This is a genomic window from Pseudomonas sp. (assembly GCF_033723075.1).
Taxonomy (GTDB): domain Bacteria; phylum Pseudomonadota; class Gammaproteobacteria; order Pseudomonadales; family Pseudomonadaceae; genus Aquipseudomonas.
The window spans coordinates 88,282-110,733 of record NZ_JAWVXU010000010.1; the positions used below are offsets into that span (position 1 = coordinate 88,282).

Genomic DNA, 22,452 nt, shown 5'->3' on the forward strand with positions numbered 1-22,452 from the left:
CAGGGGTCATCACATTACTCCGGCGCGTAGCAGGTCATGCATATTCAGGGCGCCGACCGGGCGGTCGTCGCTGTCGACCACCACCAGGCCGCTGATCTTGTGGTCTTCCATGATCTTCAGGGCTTCGGCGGCGAGCATCTCCGCGCGTGCAGTCTTGCCATGCACGGTCATCACGTCATCGATCTTCGACTGACGTACATCGATACCGCGATCCAGGGTGCGGCGCAGGTCGCCATCAGTGAAGATCCCGGCCAGGCGGCCATCCGTCTCGGTGACCACGGTCATGCCCAGGCCTTTCTGGGTCATCTCCAGCAGGGCATCGCGCAGCGAGGTACCGCGCTGCACGCAGGGCAGGCTGGCGCCGGCATGCATGACGTTCTCGACTTTCAGCAGCAGGCGTCGACCCAGGGCGCCGCCCGGGTGGGAGAAGGCAAAGTCTTCGGCGGTAAAGCCGCGGGCCTCCAGCAGGGCAATGGCCAGGGCATCGCCAAGGACCAGGGAGGCGGTGGTGGAGGAGGTCGGCGCCAGGTTGAGAGGGCAGGCTTCCTGGGAGACGCGGGCGTCCAGGTTGACTTCGGCGGCCTTGGCCAGCGTTGACTCCGGGTTGCCGGTCATGCTGATCAGGGTGATGCCAAGACGCTTGATCAGCGGCAGCAGGGTGACGATTTCCGCCGTCGAGCCCGAGTTGGACAGGGCCAGCACCACGTCGTCGCGGGTGATCATGCCCATGTCGCCATGGCTGGCTTCGGCCGGGTGGACGAAGAATGCGGTGGTGCCGGTGCTGGCCAGGGTGGCGGCAATCTTGTTGCCGACATGCCCGGACTTGCCCATGCCAACCACCACTACACGGCCCTTGCTGGCCAGGATGAGTTCGCAGGCGCGAACGAAGTTGCTGTCGATGCGCGGCAGCAGCTCTTCAATTGCCTCGAGTTCCAGGCGGATGGTGCGTTGTGCGGATTTGATCAGCTCGTTGGACTGGCTCATGGCGTCTTTAATCGGCATGTCGAGTAAAAGGCGGCGATTATAGCGGGAAAGATTCGCCCGCTCACCTTTGAATCGTGCGCAGACAGGGCTTGGGTGCTTTGGGCGGTCATGGGCCGGTAAATGTTCAGCCGTGTGGTCGGCGTTCTGTAAGCAAATGATCGAGCTTGGGCAGGCTAATTCGGCAATGTTATAGTGCGCGGCGATTTTCGGCCGGTCCGGCCGCTGCGGTGTCTTCGCTGCGCTGGCGGGCGTCTGTCAGGGAGGCTGCATCCAAGGAGTCGAGATGAGTGCCGAGCAACAGTATGCGGTCGAGCTGAAAAATCTCAGTTTTCAGCGCGGCGACCGCGATATTTTCAAAGACATAGACATTCGCATCCCGCGCGGCAAGGTTACCGGCATCATGGGGCCTTCCGGCTGCGGCAAGACCACGCTGTTGCGCCTGATCGGCGCGCAGCTCCGGCCGAGCAAGGGGGATGTGTGGGTCAATGGGCAGAATCTGCCGGGCCTTTCGCGCAGCGAGCTGTTCGATGTGCGCAAGCAGATGGGCGTGCTTTTCCAGAGCGGCGCCCTGTTCACCGATCTCGATGTGTTCGAGAACGTCGCCTTTCCGCTGCGGGTGCACACCCGGCTGCCTGACGAAATGATTCGTGACATTGTCCTGATGAAGTTGCAGGCAGTGGGGTTGCGTGGTGCGTACGAGTTGATGCCGGATGAGCTGTCCGGTGGCATGAAGCGCCGCGTGGCGCTGGCGCGTGCGATTGCCCTCGATCCGCAGATATTGATGTACGACGAGCCTTTCGTTGGCCAGGACCCGATTGCCATGGGTGTGCTGGTGCGTTTGATTCGTTTGCTCAGCGATGCCTTGGGTATTACCAGCATCGTGGTGTCCCACGACCTGGCGGAAACTGCCAGCATCGCCGACTACATCTACCTGGTGGGGGATACCAAGGTGCTCGGTCAGGGCACGCCGGACGAACTGATGAACTCGGATGACCCGCGCGTTCGCCAGTTCATGAAGGGCATTCCCGACGGGCCGGTACCGTTTCACTTTCCGGCGGCAGACTACCGCGACGATTTATTGGGGGGGCGCTGATGCGCAAGACATCTACGCTCGAACGGATCCGTCTGCTCGGTCGTGCCGGCATCGATGCGGTTGCCACGCTTGGACGCTCGACGGTGTTTCTTCTGCGTGCGCTGTTCGGCCGGAACTCTGCGGGCAACCCGCTGCAGCTGCTGATCAAGCAGCTGTACTCGGTAGGCGTCATGTCCCTGGCGATCATCGTGGTCTCGGGGGTTTTTATCGGCATGGTCTTGTCGCTGCAGGGGTTCAATATCCTGTCTGACTACGGTTCGGAGCAGGCGGTCGGGCAGATGGTCGCCCTGACCTTGCTGCGCGAGCTCGGCCCTGTGGTCACCGCCTTGTTGTTTGCCGGCCGCGCGGGTTCCGCGTTGACCGCGGAAATCGGCAACATGAAGTCCACCGAACAATTGTCCAGCCTGGAAATGATCGGCGTCGATCCGCTCAAGTACATCGTGGCGCCGCGCCTGTGGGCAGGCTTCATCTCGATGCCGTTGCTCGCCTTGATCTTCAGCGTGGTCGGTATCTGGGGTGGAGCGATGGTCGCCATCGATTGGCTCGGTGTTTACGAGGGGTCGTTCTGGGCCAACATGCAGAACAGTGTTTCGTTTCGTGAAGACGTGCTCAACGGGGTGATCAAGAGCATCGTTTTCGGATTTGTCGTGACCTGGATCGCCGTTTTCCAGGGCTATGACTGTGAGCCGACCTCGGAAGGCATCAGTCGCGCCACCACTAAAACAGTGGTTTATGCCTCGCTCGCCGTGTTGGGGCTGGACTTTATTCTGACCGCTTTGATGTTTGGAGACTTCTGATGCAAAACCGCACACTGGAAATTGGTGTCGGCCTGTTCCTGTTGGCCGGGTTATTGGCCCTGCTGCTGCTGGCGTTGCGCGTCAGTGGTCTGACCGTGGGCAGCAGCAGCGATACGTACAAGGTCTATGCGCACTTTGAGAATATCGCTGGTCTAACCGTACGGGCCAGGGTGACCATGGCGGGAGTGACTATCGGTAAAGTGACCGCAATCGATCTGGATCGCGACAGCTACACCGGTCGCGTTACCCTCTCGCTGGATGACAGTGTGGACAACCTGCCCATCGATTCGACTGCGTCGATCCTGACCGCCGGTTTGCTCGGCGAGAAGTACATCGGCATCAGCGTTGGCGGTGACGAAGAGGTGCTCGTCGATGGCGGTACCATCTATGACACTCAGTCGTCGCTGGTGCTGGAAGACCTGATCGGTAAATTCCTGCTCAATTCGGTCAATAAAGACGAAACCAGATAATGAGGGCCCCCTCCATGCTCAAGACCCTGCGTAACAGCCTGTTCGCACTGCTGGCGGCCTTGCCGCTGCTGGCTGTCGCTGCCCCGAGCGCCCATCAGGTGGTGCAGCAAACCACCACCACGCTGCTTGAAGACCTGAAGGTCAATAAAGAGCAATACCGTAACGATCCGTCGGCTTTTTACGCCGCACTGAACGATATTCTCGGTCCGGTGGTGGATGTTGACGGCATTTCCCGTGGGGTGATGACCGTGCGTTACTCGCGCCAGGCCACGCCCGAGCAGATGCAGCGTTTCCAGGAGAACTTCAAGCGCAGTCTGATGCAGTTCTATGGCAACGCCCTGCTCGAATACAACAATCAGGATATTCGCGTGCTGCCCCCCAGCGGCAAGCAGAATCCGCAGCGTGCTGCGGTGAACATGGAAATCAAGGACGGCAATGGCACCATCTACCCGCTGTCCTACACCATGGTCAACCAGGACGACAGCTGGAAGATGCGCAACCTAATCATCAACGGCATCAATGTCGGCAAGTTGTTCCGCGATCAGTTTGCCCAGTCCATGCAGGACAACCGCAATGATCTGGACAAGGTCATCGACACCTGGGCCGATACCGTGGCCAAGGCCCGTAAGTCCACGGGTGAGTCGTGAGCGAGGCCGCTATCGTCGAACAGTCGTCGGGGCTGTTGCGGCTCTCTGGCGTGCTCGATTATCGCAGCGGTCCGCTCTTGCGCGAGCAGGGCGGACGGTTGATTGCCGCCAGTCAGGCGGCTAGCTGCGTGATCGACTGTGCGGCCGTGGACAAGTCAAGTAGCGTAGGTCTGTCGCTGTTGCTGGCGTTCATGCGCGATGCTCAGGCAGCAGGCAAGAGCCTGATGGTGCGCAGTCTGCCCGAGGATATGCGCGAGATCGCCAGCGTCTCCGGGCTGCTGGACGTGCTGCCGCTGGAAGCCTGAGCCCGGTTCCCGGTCGGTATGAGGTGCGCGGGGTTCGCAGGCGAGTGGCTTTTTTTGTATGATGCGCGGCCGCGAGCCTTGGCTCTGCTGTCGTTAATGAATGCGTTGATCGAGGTTGAGCATGCAGGCCTTAGAAGTGAAGAGCCTCCTGGAGGCCGAACTGCCGAACACCCAGGTGGAAGTTGAAGGCGAAGGCTGTAACTTTCAGCTGAATCTGATTAGTGATGAGTTGGCCGGCCTGAGTCCGGTCAAACGTCAACAGCAGGTCTACGCTCACCTGAACCCCTGGATCGCCGATGGCAGTATCCATGCGGTGAGCATGAAATTCTTCAGCCGTGCCGATTGGGCCGCGCGCTCCTAAATCGAGAGAGTCATGGACAAACTGATTATTACCGGCGGTGTGCGCCTGAATGGCGAGATCCGCATTTCCGGGGCGAAGAACTCCGCTCTGCCGATTCTCGCCGCCACCCTGCTGGGCGATGCGCCGGTGACCATCTGCAACCTGCCGCACCTGCACGACATCACCACCATGATCGAGCTGTTCGGGCGCATGGGCATCGAGCCGATCATCGACGAAAAGCTCAGCGTCGAAGTTGACGCGCGGGCGATCAAGACCCTGATCGCGCCCTACGAGCTGGTCAAGACCATGCGCGCCTCGATCCTGGTGCTCGGGCCGATGGTCGCGCGTTTCGGTGAGGCCGAAGTCGCCCTGCCCGGCGGTTGCGCCATTGGCTCGCGGCCGGTCGACCTGCACATCCGCGGCCTCGAAGCCATGGGCGCGATCATCGATGTGGAAGCCGGCTATATCAAGGCCAAGGCGCCCGAGGGCGGTCTGCGCGGTGCGCACTTCTTCTTCGATACCGTGAGCGTGACCGGTACCGAAAACATCATGATGGCCGCGACCCTGGCCAAAGGCCGCAGCGTGCTGGAAAACGCCGCGCGCGAGCCTGAAGTGGTCGACCTGGCCAACTGCCTGATCGCCATGGGCGCGAAGATTTCCGGTGCCGGCACCGATACCATCACTATCGATGGCGTCGAGCGGCTCGGCGGCGCGCGCTTCAGCGTGATGCCGGATCGTATCGAAACCGGCACCTACCTGGTGGCCGCGGCTGCCACGGGCGGGCGGGTCAAGCTCAAGGATGTCGATCCGACGACTCTGGAGGCGGTGCTGTCCAAGCTGCAGGAGGCCGGTGCGGAAATCACCAGCGGCGCCGACTGGATCGAGCTGGACATGAAAGGCAAGCGGCCGAAAGCCGTGAACCTGCGTACCGCGCCCTACCCGGCGTTCCCCACCGACATGCAGGCGCAGTTCGTCGCCCTCAACGCGATTGCCGAAGGGACCGGCACGGTGATCGAGACCGTGTTCGAGAACCGTTTCATGCACGTCTATGAAATGACCCGCATGGGCGCGCAGATCCTGGTCGAGGGCAATACCGCGATCGTCACCGGTGTCGACAAGCTCAAGGGCGCGCCTGTCATGGCCACCGACCTGCGTGCCTCGGCCAGCCTGGTCATCGCCGCCCTGGTCGCCGACGGCGATACCCTGATCGACCGCATCTACCACATCGACCGTGGTTACGAGTGCATCGAGGAAAAACTGCAGATGCTCGGCGCTAAGATCCGCCGCGTACCGGGTTAGGGTGGTACCGAACGCAGCGATGTCCAACAACCAGCTCGCAAGGGCTGGTCTGGTCCAGTTCCAAAGGAAACCTGCTTCATGCTGACCATAGCGCTATCCAAGGGCCGTATCCTCGACGACACCCTGCCGCTGCTCGCTGCGGCAGGCATCGTGCCGACCGAGAATCCGGATAAGAGCCGCAAATTGATCATCCCCACCACCCTGGATGATGTGCGCCTGCTGATCGTGCGCGCCACCGATGTGCCGACCTATGTCGAGCACGGCGCCGCCGATCTCGGCGTGGCCGGCAAGGATGTGCTGATGGAGTATGGCGGCCAGGGCCTGTACGAGCCCCTGGACCTGCGTATCGCCAAGTGCAAGCTGATGACCGCCGGTGCCGTCGGCGCGCCCGAGCCCAAGGGCCGGCTGCGGGTGGCCACCAAGTTCGTCAACGTGGCCAAGCGTTACTACGCCGAGCAGGGTCGCCAGGTCGACATCATCAAGCTGTATGGCTCGATGGAGCTGGGTCCGTTGGTGGGCCTGTCCGACAAGATCATCGACGTGGTCGACACCGGCAATACCCTGCGCGCCAATGGCCTGGAAGCCCAGGAACTGATCGCCCACATCAGTTCGCGGCTGATCGTCAACAAGGCGTCGATGAAGATGCAGCATGCGCGCATCCAGGCGCTGATCGAGACTCTGCGCGAAGCCGTAGAGGCACGACACCCCAGCTAATACCTGCCATGCGGCATTTAGCCGCGTGACCGCCAAGGACGGCGGAAATGCCGAACATGCAGGAGCAATTTTCGGCCGCCTATCCGCGTCATAGCCAATTATCTCGGGCGTCCATGCGGTGGGCTTGGTAGCCTAGCGACGCCCGAGCATTTGCCAATCATGAGGCCCGCTATGACCGCTCCCATCGCCATCCGCCGACTCGACGCCGCTGACCAGGACTTTGCCCAGCATCTGGATCATCTGCTGAGCTGGGAAAGTGTCTCGGACGATGCGGTCAACCATCGTGTGCTGGAGATCATCAAGGCCGTGCGCGAGCGCGGCGATGCGGCGTTGGTCGAGTTCACCAAGCAGTTCGACGGCCTGGATGTGGCCTCGATGGCCGACCTGATCCTGCCGCGCGAGCGTCTGGAGCTGGCCCTGACCCGCATCACCACGGAACAGCGCCAGGCGCTGGAAGTTGCCGCCGAGCGGGTGCGCAGCTACCACGAGAAGCAGGTGCAGGATTCCTGGACCTACACCGAGGCCGACGGCACGGTGCTGGGGCAGAAGGTCACGCCGCTGGACCGCGCCGGCCTCTATGTGCCGGGCGGCAAGGCGTCCTATCCGTCCTCGGTGCTGATGAACGCGATTCCGGCCAAGGTCGCCGGCGTACCGGAAGTGGTGATGGTGGTGCCGACCCCGCGCGGCGAGCTCAACGAACTGGTGCTGGCGGCCGCCTGCATCGCCGGGGTCGACCGGGTGTTCACCATCGGCGGTGCCCAGGCCGTGGCGGCGCTGGCCTATGGCACCGAGAGCGTGCCGCCGGTGGACAAGATCGTCGGTCCCGGCAACATCTATGTGGCTACCGCCAAGCGCCACGTGTTCGGCAAGGTCGGCATCGACATGATCGCCGGGCCCTCGGAAATCCTGGTGGTCTGTGACGGTCAGACCGACCCGGACTGGATCGCCATGGATCTGTTCTCCCAGGCCGAGCACGACGAGGACGCGCAATCGATTCTGCTCAGCCCGGATGCCGCCTTCCTCGACCGCGTGGCCGAGAGCATCGCCAAGTTGCTGCCGACCATGGAGCGCGCCGAGATCATCCGCGCCTCCCTGGAAGCCCGCGGCGCGCTGATTCAGGTCGCTGATATGGCCCAGGCCATCGAAGTGGCCAACCGTATCGCCCCGGAACATCTGGAGCTGTCGGTGGAAAACCCCGAGCAGTACCTGCCGCTGATCCGTCACGCCGGTGCGATCTTTATGGGGCGCTACACCGCCGAGGCCCTGGGCGACTATTGCGCGGGCCCCAACCACGTGTTGCCGACCTCCGGCACCGCGCGCTACTCCTCGCCGCTGGGGGTCTACGACTTCCAGAAGCGCTCGTCGATCATCCATTGCTCGGCTGCCGGCGCCTCCGAACTGGGCAAGAGCGCCAGTGTATTGGCCCGCGGTGAGTCGCTGACCGCCCACGCGCGCAGCGCCGAGTACCGCATCAAACCGTAGGATGGGTGGTGCCGCCGAGGTTAGCCGTAGGCGTAACCCATCGCAAACGTAACGAATTCGAGGAGAGAAGGGCAGATGAGCAAATTCTGGAGCCCCTTCGTCAAGAACCTGGTGCCTTACGTGCCGGGTGAGCAGCCGAAACTGGCCAAGCTGGTCAAGCTCAACACCAATGAAAACCCTTACGGCCCGTCGCCCAAGGCGATTGCGGCGATGCAGGCCGAGCTGAACGATGACCTGCGCCTGTACCCGGACCCGAATGGCGAGCGCCTGAAGCAGGCGGTGGCCGACTACTACGGCGTGCGGCTCGATCAGGTGTTCGTCGGCAACGGCTCCGACGAAGTGCTGGCGCATGCCTTTCACGGCCTGTTCCAGCACGACAAGCCGCTGCTGTTTCCGGATATCAGCTACAGCTTCTACCCGGTCTACTGCGGTCTCTATGGCATCGCCTCGGAGCAGATCGCTCTGGACCCGCAGTTCAAGATCCGCGTCGAGGACTACGCGCGGCCCAATGGCGGCATCGTCTTCCCCAATCCCAATGCACCGACCGGTTGCGTGCTGGCGCTGGACGCCATCGAGCAGCTGCTGACGGCCAATCCGGATTCGGTGGTGCTGGTGGATGAGGCCTATATCGACTTCGGCGGCCAGAGCGCCATCGCACTGGTGGACAAGTACCCGAACCTGCTGGTGAGCCAGACCCTGTCCAAATCGCGATCGCTTGCTGGCCTGCGCGTCGGTCTGGCAGTGGGACACCCGGACCTGATCGAGGCGCTGGAGCGGATCAAGAACAGCTTCAACTCCTACCCGCTGGACCGCCTGGCGATTGCCGGCGCCGCGGCCGCTTTCGCTGATCGCGCCTATTTCGAACGTACCTGTCGGCAGGTCATCGACAGTCGTGAAGTCACCGTGGCTGGCCTGCAGGCGCTGGGCTTCGAGGTGCTGCCCTCGGCTGCCAACTTCGTCTTCGCCCGTCACCCGCACAAGGATGCGGCGACCCTGGCGGCTGGCTTGCGTGAGCAGGGGGTGATAGTGCGCCACTTCAAACAGGCGCGGATCGCCCAGTTCCTGCGCATCAGCATCGGTACGCCGGAGCAGAATCAGGCGCTGCTGGATGCCTTGAGCAGCCTGTAAGCGCCGGGACATTAAAAAGCCGGGGCAGTGTGCTCCGGCTTTTTAATGTGTGCGCTGCAGGCTATTCGTGGTGGACTTCGCCGAGAAAGCTCAGCGAAGTGAACAGGCCACGGGTTTCGATATCCGCATCGTTGACCACCGGCAAGTCGACTTCGGCGGCAATGATATTCAGGCCTTGGTTGCGCACCTCGATTTGCGCACGCCCCTGGGCGTCGGTCTTGCCGCTGATATGGTGCGGCGCCCCACGGTAGTCGCCGATCAGCTCGATGCCCGCAGCGGGTTTGCCGTCGACCAGCACGCGCACCGGCAGCAGCTTGCCCACGCCGACTTCGAGCGGGTCGGCCTCCGGCACTATGACCATCTTCAACTGATCGAGCACCGGCAGACTGACTCCTTGGTGGTAGATCGCCAGGCTGTATTTGAAAGTGTGCAAGGATTTGGTCGAGGTGGGCACCTTGCTGCGGCCCTGGTTGATCCACTGCTGGTCCGGGGTCAGCGACCAGGGGCCGTTATCCAGCGCCACGGCAACCACGGCCGGTGGCTTCAGCGGCTGCAGGCGGGCATGGTCATCCAGGCGTTTGACCGTTACCGGGATCATCTTGCCGCGGCTGTCGTAGGCCCAGGCGCCGCTGATTTTCTCGGCCTTGAAGGCGTTGTCCTCGGCGCCGTGGCCGTAGATGGTTTCGATATTGCCGCGGCGTTGCTCGGTCCACAAACCGTGGGCATCGACCTGGCCGATAAACAGGGCAGCAGCGAGGAGGGGGAGCGCTTTTTTCATGGTGGTTTCCTTGGTTCAGAGATCGACAGTCAGGTTGAAACTCAGGTTGCGTGGCTCTCCGGGCATGACCCAGAGGCTGCTGTAGGAGCGTTCGTAGTACTTCTCGTCGAACAGGTTGTTGAGGGTGGCGCCGAGTTTCATGCGCTCGCTGATCCGGTAATGGGCGAGCAGGTCGAGGGTGCTGTAGGCCGGCAGCTCGAAGTCGCTGCCGGCCTGGCCGGAACGGTCACCGACATAGTTGAAGGCTGCGCCAATATCCGCGCCGCGCAGCCAGCCGTCCTGGAACTCGTAGACGCCCAGCAGGCTGCCGCTTTGCCGGGCAACGCCGAGTAAACGACTGCCGGCCGGCAGCGACTTGTCGCCTTTGGTCACCTCGGCGTCGATAAAGGCGAAGGCGCCAATCATCCGCAGTGCATCCGTCAGCTGGCCGCTGACCTGCAGGTCGAAGCCCTGGCTGCGTGCCTCGCCGGCGGTGGTTTGAAAGCCTGGGTCGAGCGGGTCGGCGCTCAGCACGTTTTTCTTGGTCAGGTGGAAGGCGGCCAGGGTGGCGCTGAGGCGGTGGTCCAACAGGTCCAGTTTCACGCCGGTCTCGTAACCGATGCCTTGTTCCGGGTCGAACGCTTGGCTGCTGCGGTTCAGGCCGTTGTTCGGTTTGAACGAGGTCGAGGCATTGGCGAACAGGCCGACCGCGGGCGTTAGTTGATAGAGCAGGCCGACACGCTGGGTGATCGCATCGTGGCTCTGTTTGCTGCGTGCACCATTGCTCCGGTTGTCGATCGACTGGTCGAAGTGCTCGACCCGTACGCCGATCAGGCCGCGCAGGCGTTCGCTGAAGACGATCTGGTCCTGCAGGTTGAGCGCCTGGCTCTCCACCTGCTCATGGTTGTCGCTGCCGGAACGGGTGCCATTGGGGCGTGGCCGGCCATAGATAGGGTCGTAGATGTCGATATTGCTGCGCGGGCGAATTTCGGTGACCCGTTCGTTCTTGCGGTAGTTCTCGTACTCGCCGCCAATCAGCAGCTGGTGTTGCAGGCCGGCGAACTGCACCTGGCCGCGCAGTTCGACCTGGCTGATGTTGTCGTGCCAGGAGGTTTCACGCTCGCGAAAGCGTCGCGTCAGGGTGCGGTCATCGGTGGCCAGCGCCTGGTTTTCCGAGGCATTGCCGGCCAGCTCGCCTTCCTTGAAATGGCTGGCCAGGCGCAGCTGCCACTGGTCGTTGAGATAGTGCTCGAGGCTGGACTGGATCAGGTTGTTGTCGTTCTCGATAGCGCCGTCGCTCGGCTCGCCGAGAAAGGTCGAGCGCGACACACTGCCCAGCCGGTCGTTCGGCGCGACCACGCCGCGGTCGAACACCGAGCGGTGGCGCACCACCTCGGCCTCCAACTGCAGGCGGGTGTCGGGGCTGAGCTGCCAGCTGAGCGAGGGTGCGGCGAACAGGCGCTCGCTGTCGACGTGGTCGCGGAAGCTGTGGTTGTCTTCGACGGCCAGGTTGAGGCGCGCCAGCAGATCGCCTTGTTCGTCCAGTGGGCTGTTTATATCCAGGCTGGTGCGGTAGCGATCCCAGCTGCCGGCGCTGGCTTGCAGGCGGGTGAAGGTATCGGCCTGGGGTTTCTTGGTGACGATATTCACCGTGCCACCAGGATCGCCGCGGCCGTAGAGGCTGGCGGCTGGACCCTTGAGCACCTCGATGCGTTCGATATTGGCCGCGTCCGGCGTGCTCGGGTAGCCGCGGTTGGCGCTGAAGCCGTCCTTGTAGAACTCGGACGTGGTGAAGCCGCGCACGCTGTATTCGTAGAGGGTCAGGCCGCCGAAATTGTTTTGCCTGGACACGCCGCCGGCAAAGTCCAGGGCGCGCTCGACGTTGTGGCTGCCGAGGTCGTCCAGTACGGCGCTGGGAATCACGCTGATGGCCTGGGGGATGTCGCTGAGCGGCGTGTCGGTCTTGGTGGCACTGGCCGAGCGGGTGGCGCGATAACCCTGTACCGGGCCATCGGCCCGTTCCGGGCTGGCGCTGATGATGCTGTCGCTCAGTTGGGCGGGGGTGGAGGGCGGTGCGGCGGAGACAGCAGGACCGAGCAGGCCGAGCGGTAGACTGACGAGTAGGGCGAAGGGCGGGCGCAAGCGAGCTTCTCTTTGTTGATTGGTTTATGTAATAACATAACATTAATCGCGAGAAGAGTTAGCGCTTACCTGTGAGCGGAGGCTATCAGCCTCCGTTCGCGGGTGGGCGGACGCCTATTTCGGCGCTCAGTTCCTGTAGTTTGCCGTTACGCATGATCTCGATGCGGATCTTTTCGCCGGGCTTGGTGCGGGCCACCTGGTTCATCGAGCGGCGGCCGTCGCCGGCCGCTTCGCCGTCGATATTGAGGATCAGATCGCCGGGTTGCAGGCCGGCCTTCTGCGCCGGGCCATCGCGGTAGATGCCGGCGACGACGATGCCAGGGCGTCCCTCCAGGCCGAAGGATTCCGCCAGTTCCGGGGTCAGCGGTTGCACTTCGATGCCCAGCCAGCCGCGAATCACCTGGCCCTGCTCGATGATCGCCTGCATTACCTCCAGGGCCAGTTTCACCGGGATGGCGAAACCGATGCCTTGCGAGCCGCCGGACTTGGAGAAGATCGCGGTGTTGATGCCGACCAGGTTGCCGTGGGCATCGACCAGTGCTCCGCCGGAGTTGCCGGGGTTGATCGCCGCGTCGGTCTGGATGAAATCTTCGTAGGTGTTGAGGCCCAACTGGTTGCGCCCGGTGGCGCTGATAATGCCCATGGTCACGGTCTGGCCGACGCCGAAGGGGTTGCCGATGGCCAGGGTGACGTCGCCGATCTTGATATTGTCCGAGCGCCCAAGGGTGATTGAGGGCAGGTCGGTCAGGTCGATTTTCAGCACCGCCAGGTCGGTTTCCGGGTCGCTGCCGATGACCCGGGCCAGGGTTTCGCGGCCGTCCCTCAAGGCCACCGCTATCTGGTCGGCGCCAGCGACCACATGGTTGTTGGTCAGCAGATAGCCTTCCGGGCTCATGATCACCGCCGAACCCAGGCTGGATTCCATGCGCCGTTGGCGCGGCAGGTTGTCGCCGAAGAACTTGCGGAACTGCTCATCCTCGAACATGGGGTGAGTCGGTTTGTTGATGAACTTGGTGGTATAGAGATTGGCCACCGCTGGCGAGGCAGTGCTCACCGCGTCGGCATAGGACACCGGGCCTTCCTGCATACGGCTATAGATGGGGGCCTGGCGCAGCTGCACATCCTGGGTCGGCAGGCCGACCCATTGTGGGTAGTACTGAATGATCAGCAGTGCCAGCAGCACACCAACCAGCAGTGGCCAGCCAAAAAAACGCAGGGCCTTGAACATCGATGAAATCCTGAGGGTTGCGGGGGGGCTGGTGCGCCCCTTAAGGTGCGCCATTATAGAGGGGCGATTGCCAATAAGGCAGCGGCCTGTAACAGCAGGTGAGGAATCCATATGGCTATTGCCTTGACCACCCTGGTGGAAGAAGCGCAGCGCTACCTGAATGCCGCTCGCATCAGCGACTACTGTCCGAATGGTTTGCAAGTCGAAGGGCGGCCCCAGGTGCGGCGTATCGTCAGTGGTGTAACCGCCAGCCAGGCGTTGGTGGATGCCGCGGTCGCGGCTGAGGCCGATGTGCTGCTGGTGCACCACGGCTATTTCTGGAAGGGGGAAAATCCGAGCATCACCGGGATGAAGCAGCGTCGCTTGAAAACCCTGTTGAGCAACGATATCAGCCTGCTGGCCTACCACCTGCCGCTCGACCTGCACCCGGAGGTTGGCAACAACGTGCAGTTGGCTGCCCAGCTGGATATTACCGTCGAAGGGCCACTCGACCCGGACGATCCGCGTACCGTCGGTTTGCTGGGTTCTTTGCGCGAGCCAATGAGTCCGCGCGATTTTGCCCGGCAGGTGCAGGACGTACTCGGCCGTGAGCCCTTGTTGGTCGAAGGCCCGGAGCTGGTCCGCCGGATCGGCTGGTGCACCGGGGGCGGTCAGGGTTATATCGACCAGGCCATCGCTGCCGGCGTGGACCTCTATCTGACCGGCGAGGCGTCCGAGCAGACCTTTCACAGTGCGCGGGAGAACGGCATCAGTTTTATCGCCGCTGGCCACCACGCCACCGAGCGTTATGGCGTGCAGGCGCTGGGCGATTACCTGGCGCGCCGGTTCGCCATCGAGCACCTGTTTATCGACTGTCCCAATCCAATCTGATGCCGCGTGTCTGGCCGATTCAGTGGGTATAAAGCTAGATCGTTTCGATCTAGTTAGCCTCCTGATTAGAAGCTGGCGCTGTGCTAGAGTGCGCCATCGTCCACGGCCCGCCGGCCCAATTCCACTGCAAACCGTGAGTAACCATGCTCGATAAATTGACCCACCTGAAACAGCTGGAGGCGGAAAGTATCCACATCATTCGTGAAGTGGCCGCCGAATTCGACAACCCGGTAATGCTCTATTCCATAGGTAAAGACTCCGCCGTGATGCTGCACCTGGCACGCAAGGCGTTCTTTCCCGGCAAGCTGCCGTTCCCGGTGATGCACGTCGACACCCGCTGGAAATTTCAGGAAATGTATTCGTTTCGCGACAAGATGGTCGCCGAGATGGGCCTGGACCTGATCACTCACGTCAATCCGGATGGCGTGGCGCAGAACATCAACCCGTTCACCCATGGCAGTGCCAAGCACACCGACATCATGAAGACCGAGGGCTTGAAGCAGGCTCTGGACAAGCACGGCTTCGATGCGGCTTTCGGTGGCGCGCGCCGCGACGAGGAGAAGTCCCGGGCCAAGGAACGGGTCTACTCGTTCCGCGACAACAAGCACCGCTGGGATCCGAAGAATCAGCGTCCCGAGCTGTGGAACGTCTACAACGGCAAGGTCAAGAAGGGCGAGTCGATCCGCGTGTTCCCGTTGTCCAACTGGACCGAGTTGGACATCTGGCAATATATCTACCTGGAAAGTATACCGATCGTACCGCTTTACTTCGCCGCAGAGCGCGAAGTGATCGAGCGCAACGGCACCCTGGTGATGATCGATGACGAGCGCATCCTCGAGCACCTGTCGGACGACGAAAAAGCCCGCATCCAGAAGAAGATGGTGCGTTTCCGTACCCTCGGCTGCTACCCACTGACCGGCGCCGTGGAATCCACCGCCGCCTCCTTGCCGGAAATCATCCAGGAAATGCTCCTGACCCGTACTTCCGAACGCCAGGGCCGGGTCATCGATCACGATGGCGCAGGTTCCATGGAAGAGAAAAAACGTCAGGGGTATTTTTGATATGTCGCACCAATCCGATCTGATCAGCGAGGATATCCTCGCCTACCTGGCCCAGCACGAACGCAAGGATTTGCTGCGCTTTCTCACCTGCGGCAACGTCGACGACGGCAAAAGCACCCTGATCGGCCGTCTGCTCCACGATTCCAAGATGATCTACGAAGATCATATGGAAGCCATTACCCGTGACTCGAAGAAATCCGGCACCACTGGTGAAGAAGTGGATCTGGCGCTGCTGGTCGACGGCCTGCAGGCCGAGCGCGAGCAGGGCATCACCATCGATGTGGCTTACCGCTATTTCAGTACCTCCAGGCGCAAGTTCATCATTGCCGACACCCCCGGCCATGAGCAGTACACCCGCAACATGGCCACCGGTGCCTCGACCTGCGATCTGGCGATCATCCTGATCGATGCCCGTTATGGCGTGCAGACCCAGACCAAACGGCACAGCTTCATTGCCTCGCTGCTGGGTATCAAACACATCGTCGTGGCCATCAACAAGATGGACCTGAAGGGCTTCGATCAGGGCGTATTCGAGCAGATCAAGGCCGATTACCTGAAGTTCGCCGAAGGTATCGCGCTCAAGCCGAGCTCGCTGCACTTCGTGCCGATGTCGGCGCTCAAGGGCGACAACGTGGTCAACAAGAGCGAGCGCTCGCCCTGGTATGACGGCCAGTCACTGATGGAAATCCTCGAAACCGTGGAAGTCGCCGGTGACCGCAATTTCACCGACATGCGCTTCCCGGTGCAGTACGTCAACCGTCCCAACCTGAACTTCCGCGGCTTCGCCGGCACCCTGGCCAGCGGCATCGTGCGCAAGGGCGACGAGGTGGTGGTGTTGCCGTCTGGCAAGGGCAGCAAGGTCAAGTCCATCGTCACCTATGACGGCGAGCTTGAGCATGCCGGTCCAGGCCAGGCGATTACTCTGACCCTGGAAGACGAGATCGACGTCTCCCGTGGCGACATGCTGGTGCACGCCGATAACCGCCCGCAGGTGGTCGACAGCTTCGACGCCATGCTGGTGTGGATGGCCGAAGAGCCGATGCTGCCGGGCAAGAAATACGACATCAAGCGCGCCACCAGTTATGTGCCGGCCTCGATTGCCAGCATCACCCACCGGGTCGATGTGAACACGTTGGAGCATGGTCCGGCGAGCAGCCTGCACCTGAACGAGATCGGTCAGGTACGAGTGGCCCTGGATGCGCCCATCGCCCTGGACGGCTATGCGCACAACCGCACCACTGGTTCGTTCATCATTATCGATCGCTTGACCAATGGCACCGTGGGTGCCGGCATGATCATCGCCGACCCGGTCGGTGCGCAGCATGCCGATGGCCACCACGGCAAGCTGGCTCACGTATCGACCGAAGAGCGCGCCGCGCGCTTGGGTCAGCAGCCGGCCACCGTGCTGTTCAGCGGCCTGTCCGGTGCCGGTAAGAGCACCCTGGCCTATGCCGTCGAACGCAAGCTGTTCGATCAGGGCCGTGCGGTCTACGTGCTGGATGGCCAGAACCTGCGCCACGACCTGAACAAGGGCTTGCCGCAGGACCGCGCCGGGCGTACCGAGAACTGGCGGCGTGCCGCCCATGTCGCGCGGCAGTTCAACGAGGCCGGCCTGCTGACCCTGGCAGCCTTCGTCGCGCCGGACGCCGAAGGCCGCGAGCAGGCCAAGGCGCTGCTCGGTGCCGAGCGCTTGATCACCGTCTATGTGCAGGCTTCGCCGCAGGTCTGTGCCGAACGTGATCCCCAGGGCTTGTACGCGGCGGCTGGCGACAATATCCCGGGGCTGTCATTCGCCTATGACGTGCCTCTGGATGCCGACCTGGTCATCGACACCCAAAACCTGTCGCTGGAAGAGGGCGTCAGGCAGGTGTTGGCATTGCTGCGAGAGCGCGGCGCGATCTAACGGGTCGCACGCCTAACAAAAAGCCCCGCTCTTGAGCGGGGCTTTTTGTTAGGCGATGTGCCAATAAGCGGATGTGAGTACTTATGGGTGCCATGCTCTTTGCCTAGGCGCGGATTTCGCGACTGAAGCGCAGCGCCATCCGGGCGCTTCCGCTGGGCCACGGTTGCCCATGCGGCAGCTAACACCAACGTGTTGCAGCCGTTAACCAGTCAGAGCCTTCTTGTTGGGCCGGGTTGACTATCACCCGGCTTCGAATGCGCTCAGCGTTTGTTCTTCAGGCCGTAGCTTTCATCGAGCATACCCGGTACATCGGCGCTTTTCGGTGCATAGTCCTTGGGCATCTCCTGGGAAGCCGGAGGCTTCAGGCGCTCGCGTCGTTCGCCGCCGTCTTCTGCGTGCAGGCTGGCGAGCAGGCGCTGGCGGGTCAGTTCGTCCAGTGCCAGGCGGTTGGCCCCTTCGGACAGGTGCTGTTGCACGTCCTGATGGCTCTGGGTGAGCTTCTTCACCAGATTGGCGGTGGTGTTGAAATGGGTTACCACTTCGCTCTGGTAGGCGTCGAAGCGTTCCTGGATCTCGTCCAACTGGCGTTGTGTGCGGCCGGGGGCTGCATTGGGCGCAAGGCGAGCAATCAGGAAGCCGATGGCGATGCCGGCTACTAGGGTGATGGCCGGTAACAACCAGGCTGTGAGCGTCTGTTCCACGAGTCCTTCCTCTCTAAACGGCTTTGCTTTACGTTAACGGCTGGAACCTGCGCTGTATACCGCAATGTAAAGCTGTGCGACGCAGGCTGTCAGCTAGACGAGTCGACCCTCTAAGAGGTCACGGAGTTCACCGTTGCTCACCCGCGAAACCCCCGTTTTAATCGATGGCCCCTGTGGCCAGTTGGAGGCCCTGTGGCTGGATACCCCCGACGCCCGTGGCGTGGCGCTGATCTGTCACCCCAATCCGGTGCAGGGCGGGACCATGCTCAACAAGGTCGTCTCGACCCTGCAGCGCACCGCCCGCGACGTCGGCCTGGCTACCCTGCGCTTCAATTATCGGGGGGTCGGCGCTAGTGCCGGTGGTCATGACATGCACAGTGGCGAGGTGGATGACGCGGAGGCGGTGGCCCATTGGCTGCGCCAGCACTATCCGCAGCTGCCCCTGACCCTGCTGGGCTTTTCCTTTGGCGGCTTTGTCGCTGCCAGTCTCGGTGGGCGCCTGGAACGTCAGGGCATAGAGCTGGCGCATTTATTCATGGTGGCGCCAGCGGTCAGCCGGCTGACCGCCGAGAATCCGCCGGCGCAGCGCTGTCCGCTGACGTTGATCCAGCCCGAGGCCGATGAAGTGATCGATCCGCAGGCGGTTTATGCCTGGTCCGCCGGCTTGGGGCGTGCCCATGAGCTGTTGAAAGTGGCAGAATGCGGCCACTTTTTTCACGGCAAGCTGACTGATCTCAAGGATCTGCTGCTGCCGCGCCTTTCGAACTGATTGCAGCCCTATAAGCGATAGCCATGACCACTCGTATCCTTACCGGCATAACCACCACCGGCACCCCGCATCTCGGCAACTACGCCGGCGCCATTCGTCCGGCGATAGTCGCCAGTCGCGCCGCCGATGCGGACTCCTTTTACTTTCTCGCCGATTACCATGCGCTGATCAAGTGTGACGACCCGGCGCGGATCCAGCGTTCGCGCCTGGAAATCGCCGCGACCTGGCTGGCCTGTGGCCTGGATGTGAGCCGGGCGACCTTCTATCGTCAGTCCGATATCCCGGAGATTCCCGAGCTGTGCTGGCTGCTCAGCTGTGTCGCGGGCAAGGGCCTGCTCAACCGTGCGCACGCCTACAAGGCGTCGGTCGACAAGAATGTCGAGCAGGGCGAGGACCCGGATGCTGGCATCACCATGGGCCTGTTCAGCTACCCGGTGCTGATGGCCGCAGACATCCTGATGTTCAACGCGCACAAGGTGCCGGTCGGTCGCGATCAGATCCAGCACGTGGAAATGGCCCGCGATATCGCCCAGCGCTTCAACCACCTGTTCGGCCAGGGCAAGGATCTGTTCACCCTGCCCGAGGCGGTGATCGAGGAAGACGTGGCGACTCTGCCGGGCCTCGACGGGCGCAAGATGAGCAAGAGCTACGACAACACCATTCCGCTGTTCGGCAGTGCCAGGCAGCTCAAGGACGCCATCGCCCGCATCGTCACCGACTCCAGGCTGCCGGGTGAGGCGAAGGATCCAGACAGCTCCCATCTGTTCACCCTGTATCAGGCCTTTGCCGCACCAACGCAGCAGGCGGATTTCCGTGCCGCGTTGGAAGGTGGGCTGGCCTGGGGTGAAGCCAAGCAGCAATTGTTCCAGCTGCTCGAGGCCGAATTGGGCGAGGCACGTGAGCGTTATCACGCCTTGATCGAAAAGCCGGCCGATCTCGAGGACATCCTTCTGGCCGGTGCGGCCAAGGCGCGCAAGATCGCCACGCCGTTCCTCGGCGAGCTGCGCGAGGCAGTCGGCTTGCGTTCGTTCCGCAGTCAGCCCGTCGGTGCCGAGAGCGGCAAGAAGAAGGCAAGCAAGCGCGCGCGCTTCGTCAGTTTTCGCGACGATGACGGCAGCTTCCGCTTTCGCCTGCTGGATGCGGCCGGCGAGCAACTGCTGCTGTCCATATCCTTTGCCGACGGCAAGTCGGCCGGGCAGGTGAACAAGCGTCTGCAGTCGGGCGAGCCGCTGGATCTGCGCGAGGAGGGCGACGCCTTCGGTGTGTGGCTGGACGGCGAGTGCGTGGCGCAAAGCCCGGCGTTTGCCGATGCCGCAGCGCGTGAGGCGGCTATCCAGCGTTTGCGCGAGGCACTGGCGGCGGAATAGCCGGCGGATAGGTTGAGCGCAGCGATACCCATGCTGTCTGGAAATGGGTATCGCAGGCTCAACCCATCTACGAGCTTGGTTGCCGCGCACTAATCGGATTTCCGCCCGTCAGCGCTGCTGGTCGATTGCCAAGCCGCGGGGGCGTCGTTAAAGTTACGCCCCCCGTTTTACTTGCCCGGCTAACGAATATGACTCCCCTTGCGCGCTACCAGGCCGATCTCGAACGGCCCGATTTTTTCCATGATGCGGCCCAGGAAACGGCGGTGCGTCATCTGCAGCGCCTGTATGACGATCTGGTTGCCGCTGACAAGAGCAGCCCTGGCGTGTTCGGCAAGCTGTTCGCCAGGAAGCCCCAGGGGCCGGTCAAGGGCCTGTATTTCTGGGGTGGGGTTGGCCGCGGCAAGACCTACCTGGTCGATACTTTCTTCGACTCGCTGCCGTTCGAGCGCAAGGTACGGACTCACTTCCACCGCTTCATGAAGCGTGTGCACGAGGAAATGAAAACCCTCAAGGGCGAGAAGAACCCGCTGGTGATCATCGGCAAGCGCTTTGCCGACGAGGCGCGGGTGATCTGTTTCGACGAGTTCTTCGTCTCCGACATCACCGACGCGATGATCCTCGCCACCCTGCTCGAGGAGCTGTTCAAGAACGGTGTAAGCCTGGTGGCGACCTCCAACATAGTCCCGGACGGCCTGTACAAGGACGGCTTGCAGCGCGCGCGCTTCCTGCCTGCCATCGCCTTGCTGAAAGAACACACCGAGATCGTCAACGTCGACAGCGGTATCGATTACCGCCTGCGCGCGCTGGAGCAGGCCGAGCTCTTTCACTGGCCATTGGATGCGGCGGCCGAAGAGAGCCTGGAGAAGAGTTTCAGGAGCCTGTTGCCCGAGCATTGCGTGGTGCAGGAAAACGAAGCGCTGATGGTCGAGAATCGCAGCCTGACTGCGCGCAAGGTCGGCGACGATGTGGCCTGGTTCGATTTTCGCGAGCTGTGCGATGGCCCGCGCAGCCAGAACGATTACATCGAGCTGGGCAAGATTTTCCATGCCGTGCTGCTGGCCAACGTCGAGCAGATGGGCGTGGCCAAGGAAGACATGGCCAGGCGCTTCATCAATCTGGTGGACGAGTTCTACGACCGCAACGTCAAACTGATCATCTCGGCAGAAGTCGAGCTGAAAGACCTCTACAGCGGCGGCCGCCTGAATTTCGAGTTCCAGCGCACCCTCAGTCGGCTGCTCGAGATGCAGTCCCACGAGTTCCTGTCGCGGCCGCATAAGCCATAAGAAGCAGCTTGCAGCTTAGGCCTTTCCCTCATGTTGGAACTGGCGGCGATACAGGTTGGGTGACCGCTCCGTGTGCTGGCGGAACAGGCGGGCGAAGAAGCTGGCGTCGTCGTAGCCGACCTCGTAACTGATGGTCTTGATGCTCTTGCGCGTGGCGCTGAGCAGGCTCTTGGCCGTTTCGATGCGCAGCCGTTGCAGGTAGTGCAGGGGCTTGTCGCCGGTGGCGGCCTGGAAGCGGCGCATGAAGTTGCGGATGCTCATGCCGTGTTCGCGGGCCACGTCCTCGAAGCGGAATTTGTCGGCGAAGTGCTCTTCCAGCCATTGCTGAATTTGCAGGATGGTCAGGTCGTGGTGCAGCTTCTGCCCGCCAAAACCGATGCGCCCCGGGGTGTAGCTGCGTTGCACTTCGTAGAGGATGTCGCGGGCCACGCCCTGGGCCACGCTGGCGCCGCAGTAACGCTCGATCAGGTAGATGTAGAGGTCGCAGGCCGAGGTGACGCCGCCAGCGCAGTACAGGTTGTCGGCATCCGACAGGTGCTTGTCCTGGTTGAGCAGCACCTTGGGAAAGCGTTCGGCGAACTCCCTGAAAAAGCGCCAGTAGGTGGTAGCTTCCTTGCCGTCGAGCAGACCGGCCTCGGCCATCCAGAAAACCCCTTTGGCTTCGCCGCAGATAGCGCTACCGGCCGCATGACGCTCCAGTAGCCAGCGCAGTACCTGCGGGTGACGCTGGCGCAGGGCGTCGAAGTCATCCCAGAAGGTGGGCAGGATAATTACATCGCTGGCGTCGAGGCCTCCGTCGACCGGGATCATGACGTTGCTGAAGCTGCGCACCGGTTGGCCGTCCGGGCTGACCAGGCGAATCTCGAAGGTCTCGGTCAGGCCGAGTCCCTGCTGTTTGCCGTAACGCAGGCTGGCCATGTGGAAGAAGTCCTTGGCCTGCATCAGGGTCGAGGCAAATACTCCTTCGGTGGCGAGAATACTGACGCGTCGCAAGGGCGATGACTGCTGGGTAAGCATAGTTGGTGTTCTTATCAAGGCTAAGTGGTCATTGGCTGGCTGGATCGTCTTATTTTTTGGCGGTTGTGTCCAGTGCGACCAAGCGTTTGCTTGGT

The 22,452-nt window shown here is 62.2% G+C and carries 22 protein-coding genes; 16 read left to right on the plus strand and 6 right to left on the minus strand.

What is annotated here, in order from left to right; all coding sequences use genetic code 11:
- Positions 1–9 precede the first annotated feature (9 nt).
- Positions 10–984: a KpsF/GutQ family sugar-phosphate isomerase gene (locus tag R3355_RS13500; protein WP_318961635.1), complete on the minus strand. Its 975-nt coding sequence runs from the start codon at positions 982–984 to the stop codon at positions 10–12.
- A 283-nt stretch (positions 985–1,267) separates the two neighbouring features.
- Between R3355_RS13500 and R3355_RS13505 the strand changes: the two genes are divergently transcribed.
- From R3355_RS13505 to hisC, 10 genes are all read left to right on the plus strand, one after another.
- Complete coding sequence (locus tag R3355_RS13505) at positions 1,268–2,077, plus strand: ATP-binding cassette domain-containing protein (RefSeq protein ID WP_318961636.1); 810 nt, start codon at positions 1,268–1,270, stop codon at positions 2,075–2,077.
- The gene (gene mlaE, locus R3355_RS13510) at positions 2,077–2,874 is read left to right on the plus strand and encodes a lipid asymmetry maintenance ABC transporter permease subunit MlaE (protein ID WP_318961637.1); all 798 of its coding nucleotides are present in this window, start codon (positions 2,077–2,079) and stop codon (positions 2,872–2,874) included. Before R3355_RS13505 ends, mlaE begins: the two co-directional genes overlap by 1 nt.
- A complete protein-coding gene (mlaD, locus tag R3355_RS13515; RefSeq protein WP_318949154.1) occupies positions 2,874–3,344 on the plus strand; it encodes an outer membrane lipid asymmetry maintenance protein MlaD in 471 nt (156 codons plus the stop codon). The genes mlaE and mlaD overlap by 1 nt, the downstream gene beginning before the upstream one ends.
- A 14-nt stretch (positions 3,345–3,358) precedes the next feature.
- The gene (locus tag R3355_RS13520; protein WP_318949171.1) at positions 3,359–3,991 is read left to right on the plus strand and encodes an ABC transporter substrate-binding protein; all 633 of its coding nucleotides are present in this window, start codon (positions 3,359–3,361) and stop codon (positions 3,989–3,991) included.
- Entirely contained in the window at positions 3,988–4,296 is a 309-nt protein-coding gene (locus R3355_RS13525) for an STAS domain-containing protein (RefSeq protein WP_318961638.1), read from the plus strand. The genes R3355_RS13520 and R3355_RS13525 overlap by 4 nt, the downstream gene beginning before the upstream one ends.
- Positions 4,297–4,417: 121 nt before the next feature.
- Positions 4,418–4,657, plus strand: coding sequence for a BolA family protein (locus R3355_RS13530; RefSeq protein ID WP_318949152.1), 240 nt, complete (start codon positions 4,418–4,420; stop codon positions 4,655–4,657).
- 12 nt (positions 4,658–4,669) lie between these two features.
- Entirely contained in the window at positions 4,670–5,935 is a 1,266-nt protein-coding gene (murA, locus tag R3355_RS13535; RefSeq protein ID WP_318949151.1) for a UDP-N-acetylglucosamine 1-carboxyvinyltransferase, read from the plus strand.
- Between the two features lie 78 nt (positions 5,936–6,013).
- A complete protein-coding gene (gene hisG / locus R3355_RS13540) occupies positions 6,014–6,649 on the plus strand; it encodes an ATP phosphoribosyltransferase (protein ID WP_318949150.1) in 636 nt (211 codons plus the stop codon).
- 171 nt (positions 6,650–6,820) lie between these two features.
- Positions 6,821–8,131, plus strand: a complete 1,311-nt coding sequence (gene hisD, locus R3355_RS13545) for a histidinol dehydrogenase (RefSeq protein ID WP_318961639.1) — start codon at positions 6,821–6,823, stop codon at positions 8,129–8,131.
- Positions 8,132–8,206: 75 nt separating this feature from the next.
- Positions 8,207–9,259, plus strand: coding sequence for a histidinol-phosphate transaminase (hisC, locus tag R3355_RS13550; RefSeq protein WP_318961640.1), 1,053 nt, complete (start codon positions 8,207–8,209; stop codon positions 9,257–9,259).
- A 61-nt stretch (positions 9,260–9,320) separates the two neighbouring features.
- On the opposite strand, the gene R3355_RS13555 is transcribed toward hisC, so the two are convergent.
- The 3 genes from R3355_RS13555 to algW form a co-directional block, all read right to left on the minus strand.
- The gene (locus R3355_RS13555; RefSeq protein ID WP_318961641.1) at positions 9,321–10,037 is read right to left on the minus strand and encodes a DUF4198 domain-containing protein; all 717 of its coding nucleotides are present in this window, start codon (positions 10,035–10,037) and stop codon (positions 9,321–9,323) included.
- Positions 10,038–10,052: 15 nt separating this feature from the next.
- Complete coding sequence (locus R3355_RS13560; RefSeq protein ID WP_318961642.1) at positions 10,053–12,158, minus strand: TonB-dependent siderophore receptor; 2,106 nt, start codon at positions 12,156–12,158, stop codon at positions 10,053–10,055.
- 85 nt (positions 12,159–12,243) lie between these two features.
- Positions 12,244–13,386, minus strand: coding sequence for a Do family serine endopeptidase AlgW (gene algW / locus R3355_RS13565; RefSeq protein WP_318961643.1), 1,143 nt, complete (start codon positions 13,384–13,386; stop codon positions 12,244–12,246).
- Positions 13,387–13,497: 111 nt separating this feature from the next.
- Between algW and R3355_RS13570 the strand changes: the two genes are divergently transcribed.
- From R3355_RS13570 to cysN, 3 genes are all read left to right on the plus strand, one after another.
- Positions 13,498–14,256 (plus strand): Nif3-like dinuclear metal center hexameric protein, encoded by a 759-nt coding sequence (locus R3355_RS13570; protein WP_318949399.1) that lies wholly within the window; start codon positions 13,498–13,500, stop codon positions 14,254–14,256.
- A 143-nt stretch (positions 14,257–14,399) separates the two neighbouring features.
- On the plus strand, positions 14,400–15,317 hold the full coding sequence (gene cysD, locus R3355_RS13575) for a sulfate adenylyltransferase subunit CysD (RefSeq protein ID WP_318961644.1): 918 nt from the start codon (positions 14,400–14,402) through the stop codon (positions 15,315–15,317).
- 1 nt (position 15,318) lies between these two features.
- A complete protein-coding gene (gene cysN / locus R3355_RS13580) occupies positions 15,319–17,220 on the plus strand; it encodes a sulfate adenylyltransferase subunit CysN (RefSeq protein WP_318961645.1) in 1,902 nt (633 codons plus the stop codon).
- Positions 17,221–17,480: 260 nt separating this feature from the next.
- Here the strand turns inward: cysN and R3355_RS13585 are convergent, their stop codons facing one another.
- Positions 17,481–17,921 carry a YhcB family protein gene (locus R3355_RS13585; protein ID WP_172144108.1) on the minus strand — a complete coding sequence of 147 codons (441 nt, stop codon included), beginning with the start codon at positions 17,919–17,921 and terminating at the stop codon, positions 17,481–17,483.
- 133 nt (positions 17,922–18,054) lie between these two features.
- On the opposite strand from R3355_RS13585, the gene R3355_RS13590 reads away from it, so the two are divergent.
- From R3355_RS13590 to zapE, 3 genes are all read left to right on the plus strand, one after another.
- Entirely contained in the window at positions 18,055–18,690 is a 636-nt protein-coding gene (locus R3355_RS13590; protein WP_318961646.1) for an alpha/beta hydrolase, read from the plus strand.
- 23 nt (positions 18,691–18,713) lie between these two features.
- Positions 18,714–20,057, plus strand: a complete 1,344-nt coding sequence (locus R3355_RS13595) for a tryptophan--tRNA ligase (RefSeq protein WP_318961647.1) — start codon at positions 18,714–18,716, stop codon at positions 20,055–20,057.
- Between the two features lie 188 nt (positions 20,058–20,245).
- The gene (zapE, locus tag R3355_RS13600) at positions 20,246–21,340 is read left to right on the plus strand and encodes a cell division protein ZapE (protein ID WP_318949394.1); all 1,095 of its coding nucleotides are present in this window, start codon (positions 20,246–20,248) and stop codon (positions 21,338–21,340) included.
- 15 nt (positions 21,341–21,355) lie between these two features.
- Here zapE and R3355_RS13605 read toward each other — a convergent pair whose 3' ends face one another.
- Entirely contained in the window at positions 21,356–22,258 is a 903-nt protein-coding gene (locus R3355_RS13605; RefSeq protein WP_318949403.1) for a GlxA family transcriptional regulator, read from the minus strand.
- Positions 22,259–22,452: the final 194 nt, after the last annotated feature.

Bases quoted from the DNA above. Each gene is read 5' to 3' on its own strand.
- R3355_RS13500 (WP_318961635.1), bottom strand. From the start codon at position 984: ATGAGCCAGTCCAACGAGCTGATCAAATCCGCACAACGCACCATCCGC.
- R3355_RS13505 (WP_318961636.1), top strand. From the start codon at position 1,268: ATGAGTGCCGAGCAACAGTATGCGGTCGAGCTGAAAAATCTCAGTTTT.
- mlaE (WP_318961637.1), top strand. From the start codon at position 2,077: ATGCGCAAGACATCTACGCTCGAACGGATCCGTCTGCTCGGTCGTGCC.
- mlaD (WP_318949154.1), top strand. From the start codon at position 2,874: ATGCAAAACCGCACACTGGAAATTGGTGTCGGCCTGTTCCTGTTGGCC.
- R3355_RS13520 (WP_318949171.1), top strand. From the start codon at position 3,359: ATGCTCAAGACCCTGCGTAACAGCCTGTTCGCACTGCTGGCGGCCTTG.
- R3355_RS13530 (WP_318949152.1), top strand. From the start codon at position 4,418: ATGCAGGCCTTAGAAGTGAAGAGCCTCCTGGAGGCCGAACTGCCGAAC.
- murA (WP_318949151.1), top strand. From the start codon at position 4,670: ATGGACAAACTGATTATTACCGGCGGTGTGCGCCTGAATGGCGAGATC.
- hisG (WP_318949150.1), top strand. From the start codon at position 6,014: ATGCTGACCATAGCGCTATCCAAGGGCCGTATCCTCGACGACACCCTG.
- hisD (WP_318961639.1), top strand. From the start codon at position 6,821: ATGACCGCTCCCATCGCCATCCGCCGACTCGACGCCGCTGACCAGGAC.
- hisC (WP_318961640.1), top strand. From the start codon at position 8,207: ATGAGCAAATTCTGGAGCCCCTTCGTCAAGAACCTGGTGCCTTACGTG.
- R3355_RS13555 (WP_318961641.1), bottom strand. From the start codon at position 10,037: ATGAAAAAAGCGCTCCCCCTCCTCGCTGCTGCCCTGTTTATCGGCCAG.
- algW (WP_318961643.1), bottom strand. From the start codon at position 13,386: ATGTTCAAGGCCCTGCGTTTTTTTGGCTGGCCACTGCTGGTTGGTGTG.
- R3355_RS13570 (WP_318949399.1), top strand. From the start codon at position 13,498: ATGGCTATTGCCTTGACCACCCTGGTGGAAGAAGCGCAGCGCTACCTG.
- cysD (WP_318961644.1), top strand. From the start codon at position 14,400: ATGCTCGATAAATTGACCCACCTGAAACAGCTGGAGGCGGAAAGTATC.
- cysN (WP_318961645.1), top strand. From the start codon at position 15,319: ATGTCGCACCAATCCGATCTGATCAGCGAGGATATCCTCGCCTACCTG.
- R3355_RS13595 (WP_318961647.1), top strand. From the start codon at position 18,714: ATGACCACTCGTATCCTTACCGGCATAACCACCACCGGCACCCCGCAT.
- zapE (WP_318949394.1), top strand. From the start codon at position 20,246: ATGACTCCCCTTGCGCGCTACCAGGCCGATCTCGAACGGCCCGATTTT.
- R3355_RS13605 (WP_318949403.1), bottom strand. From the start codon at position 22,258: ATGGCCAGCCTGCGTTACGGCAAACAGCAGGGACTCGGCCTGACCGAG.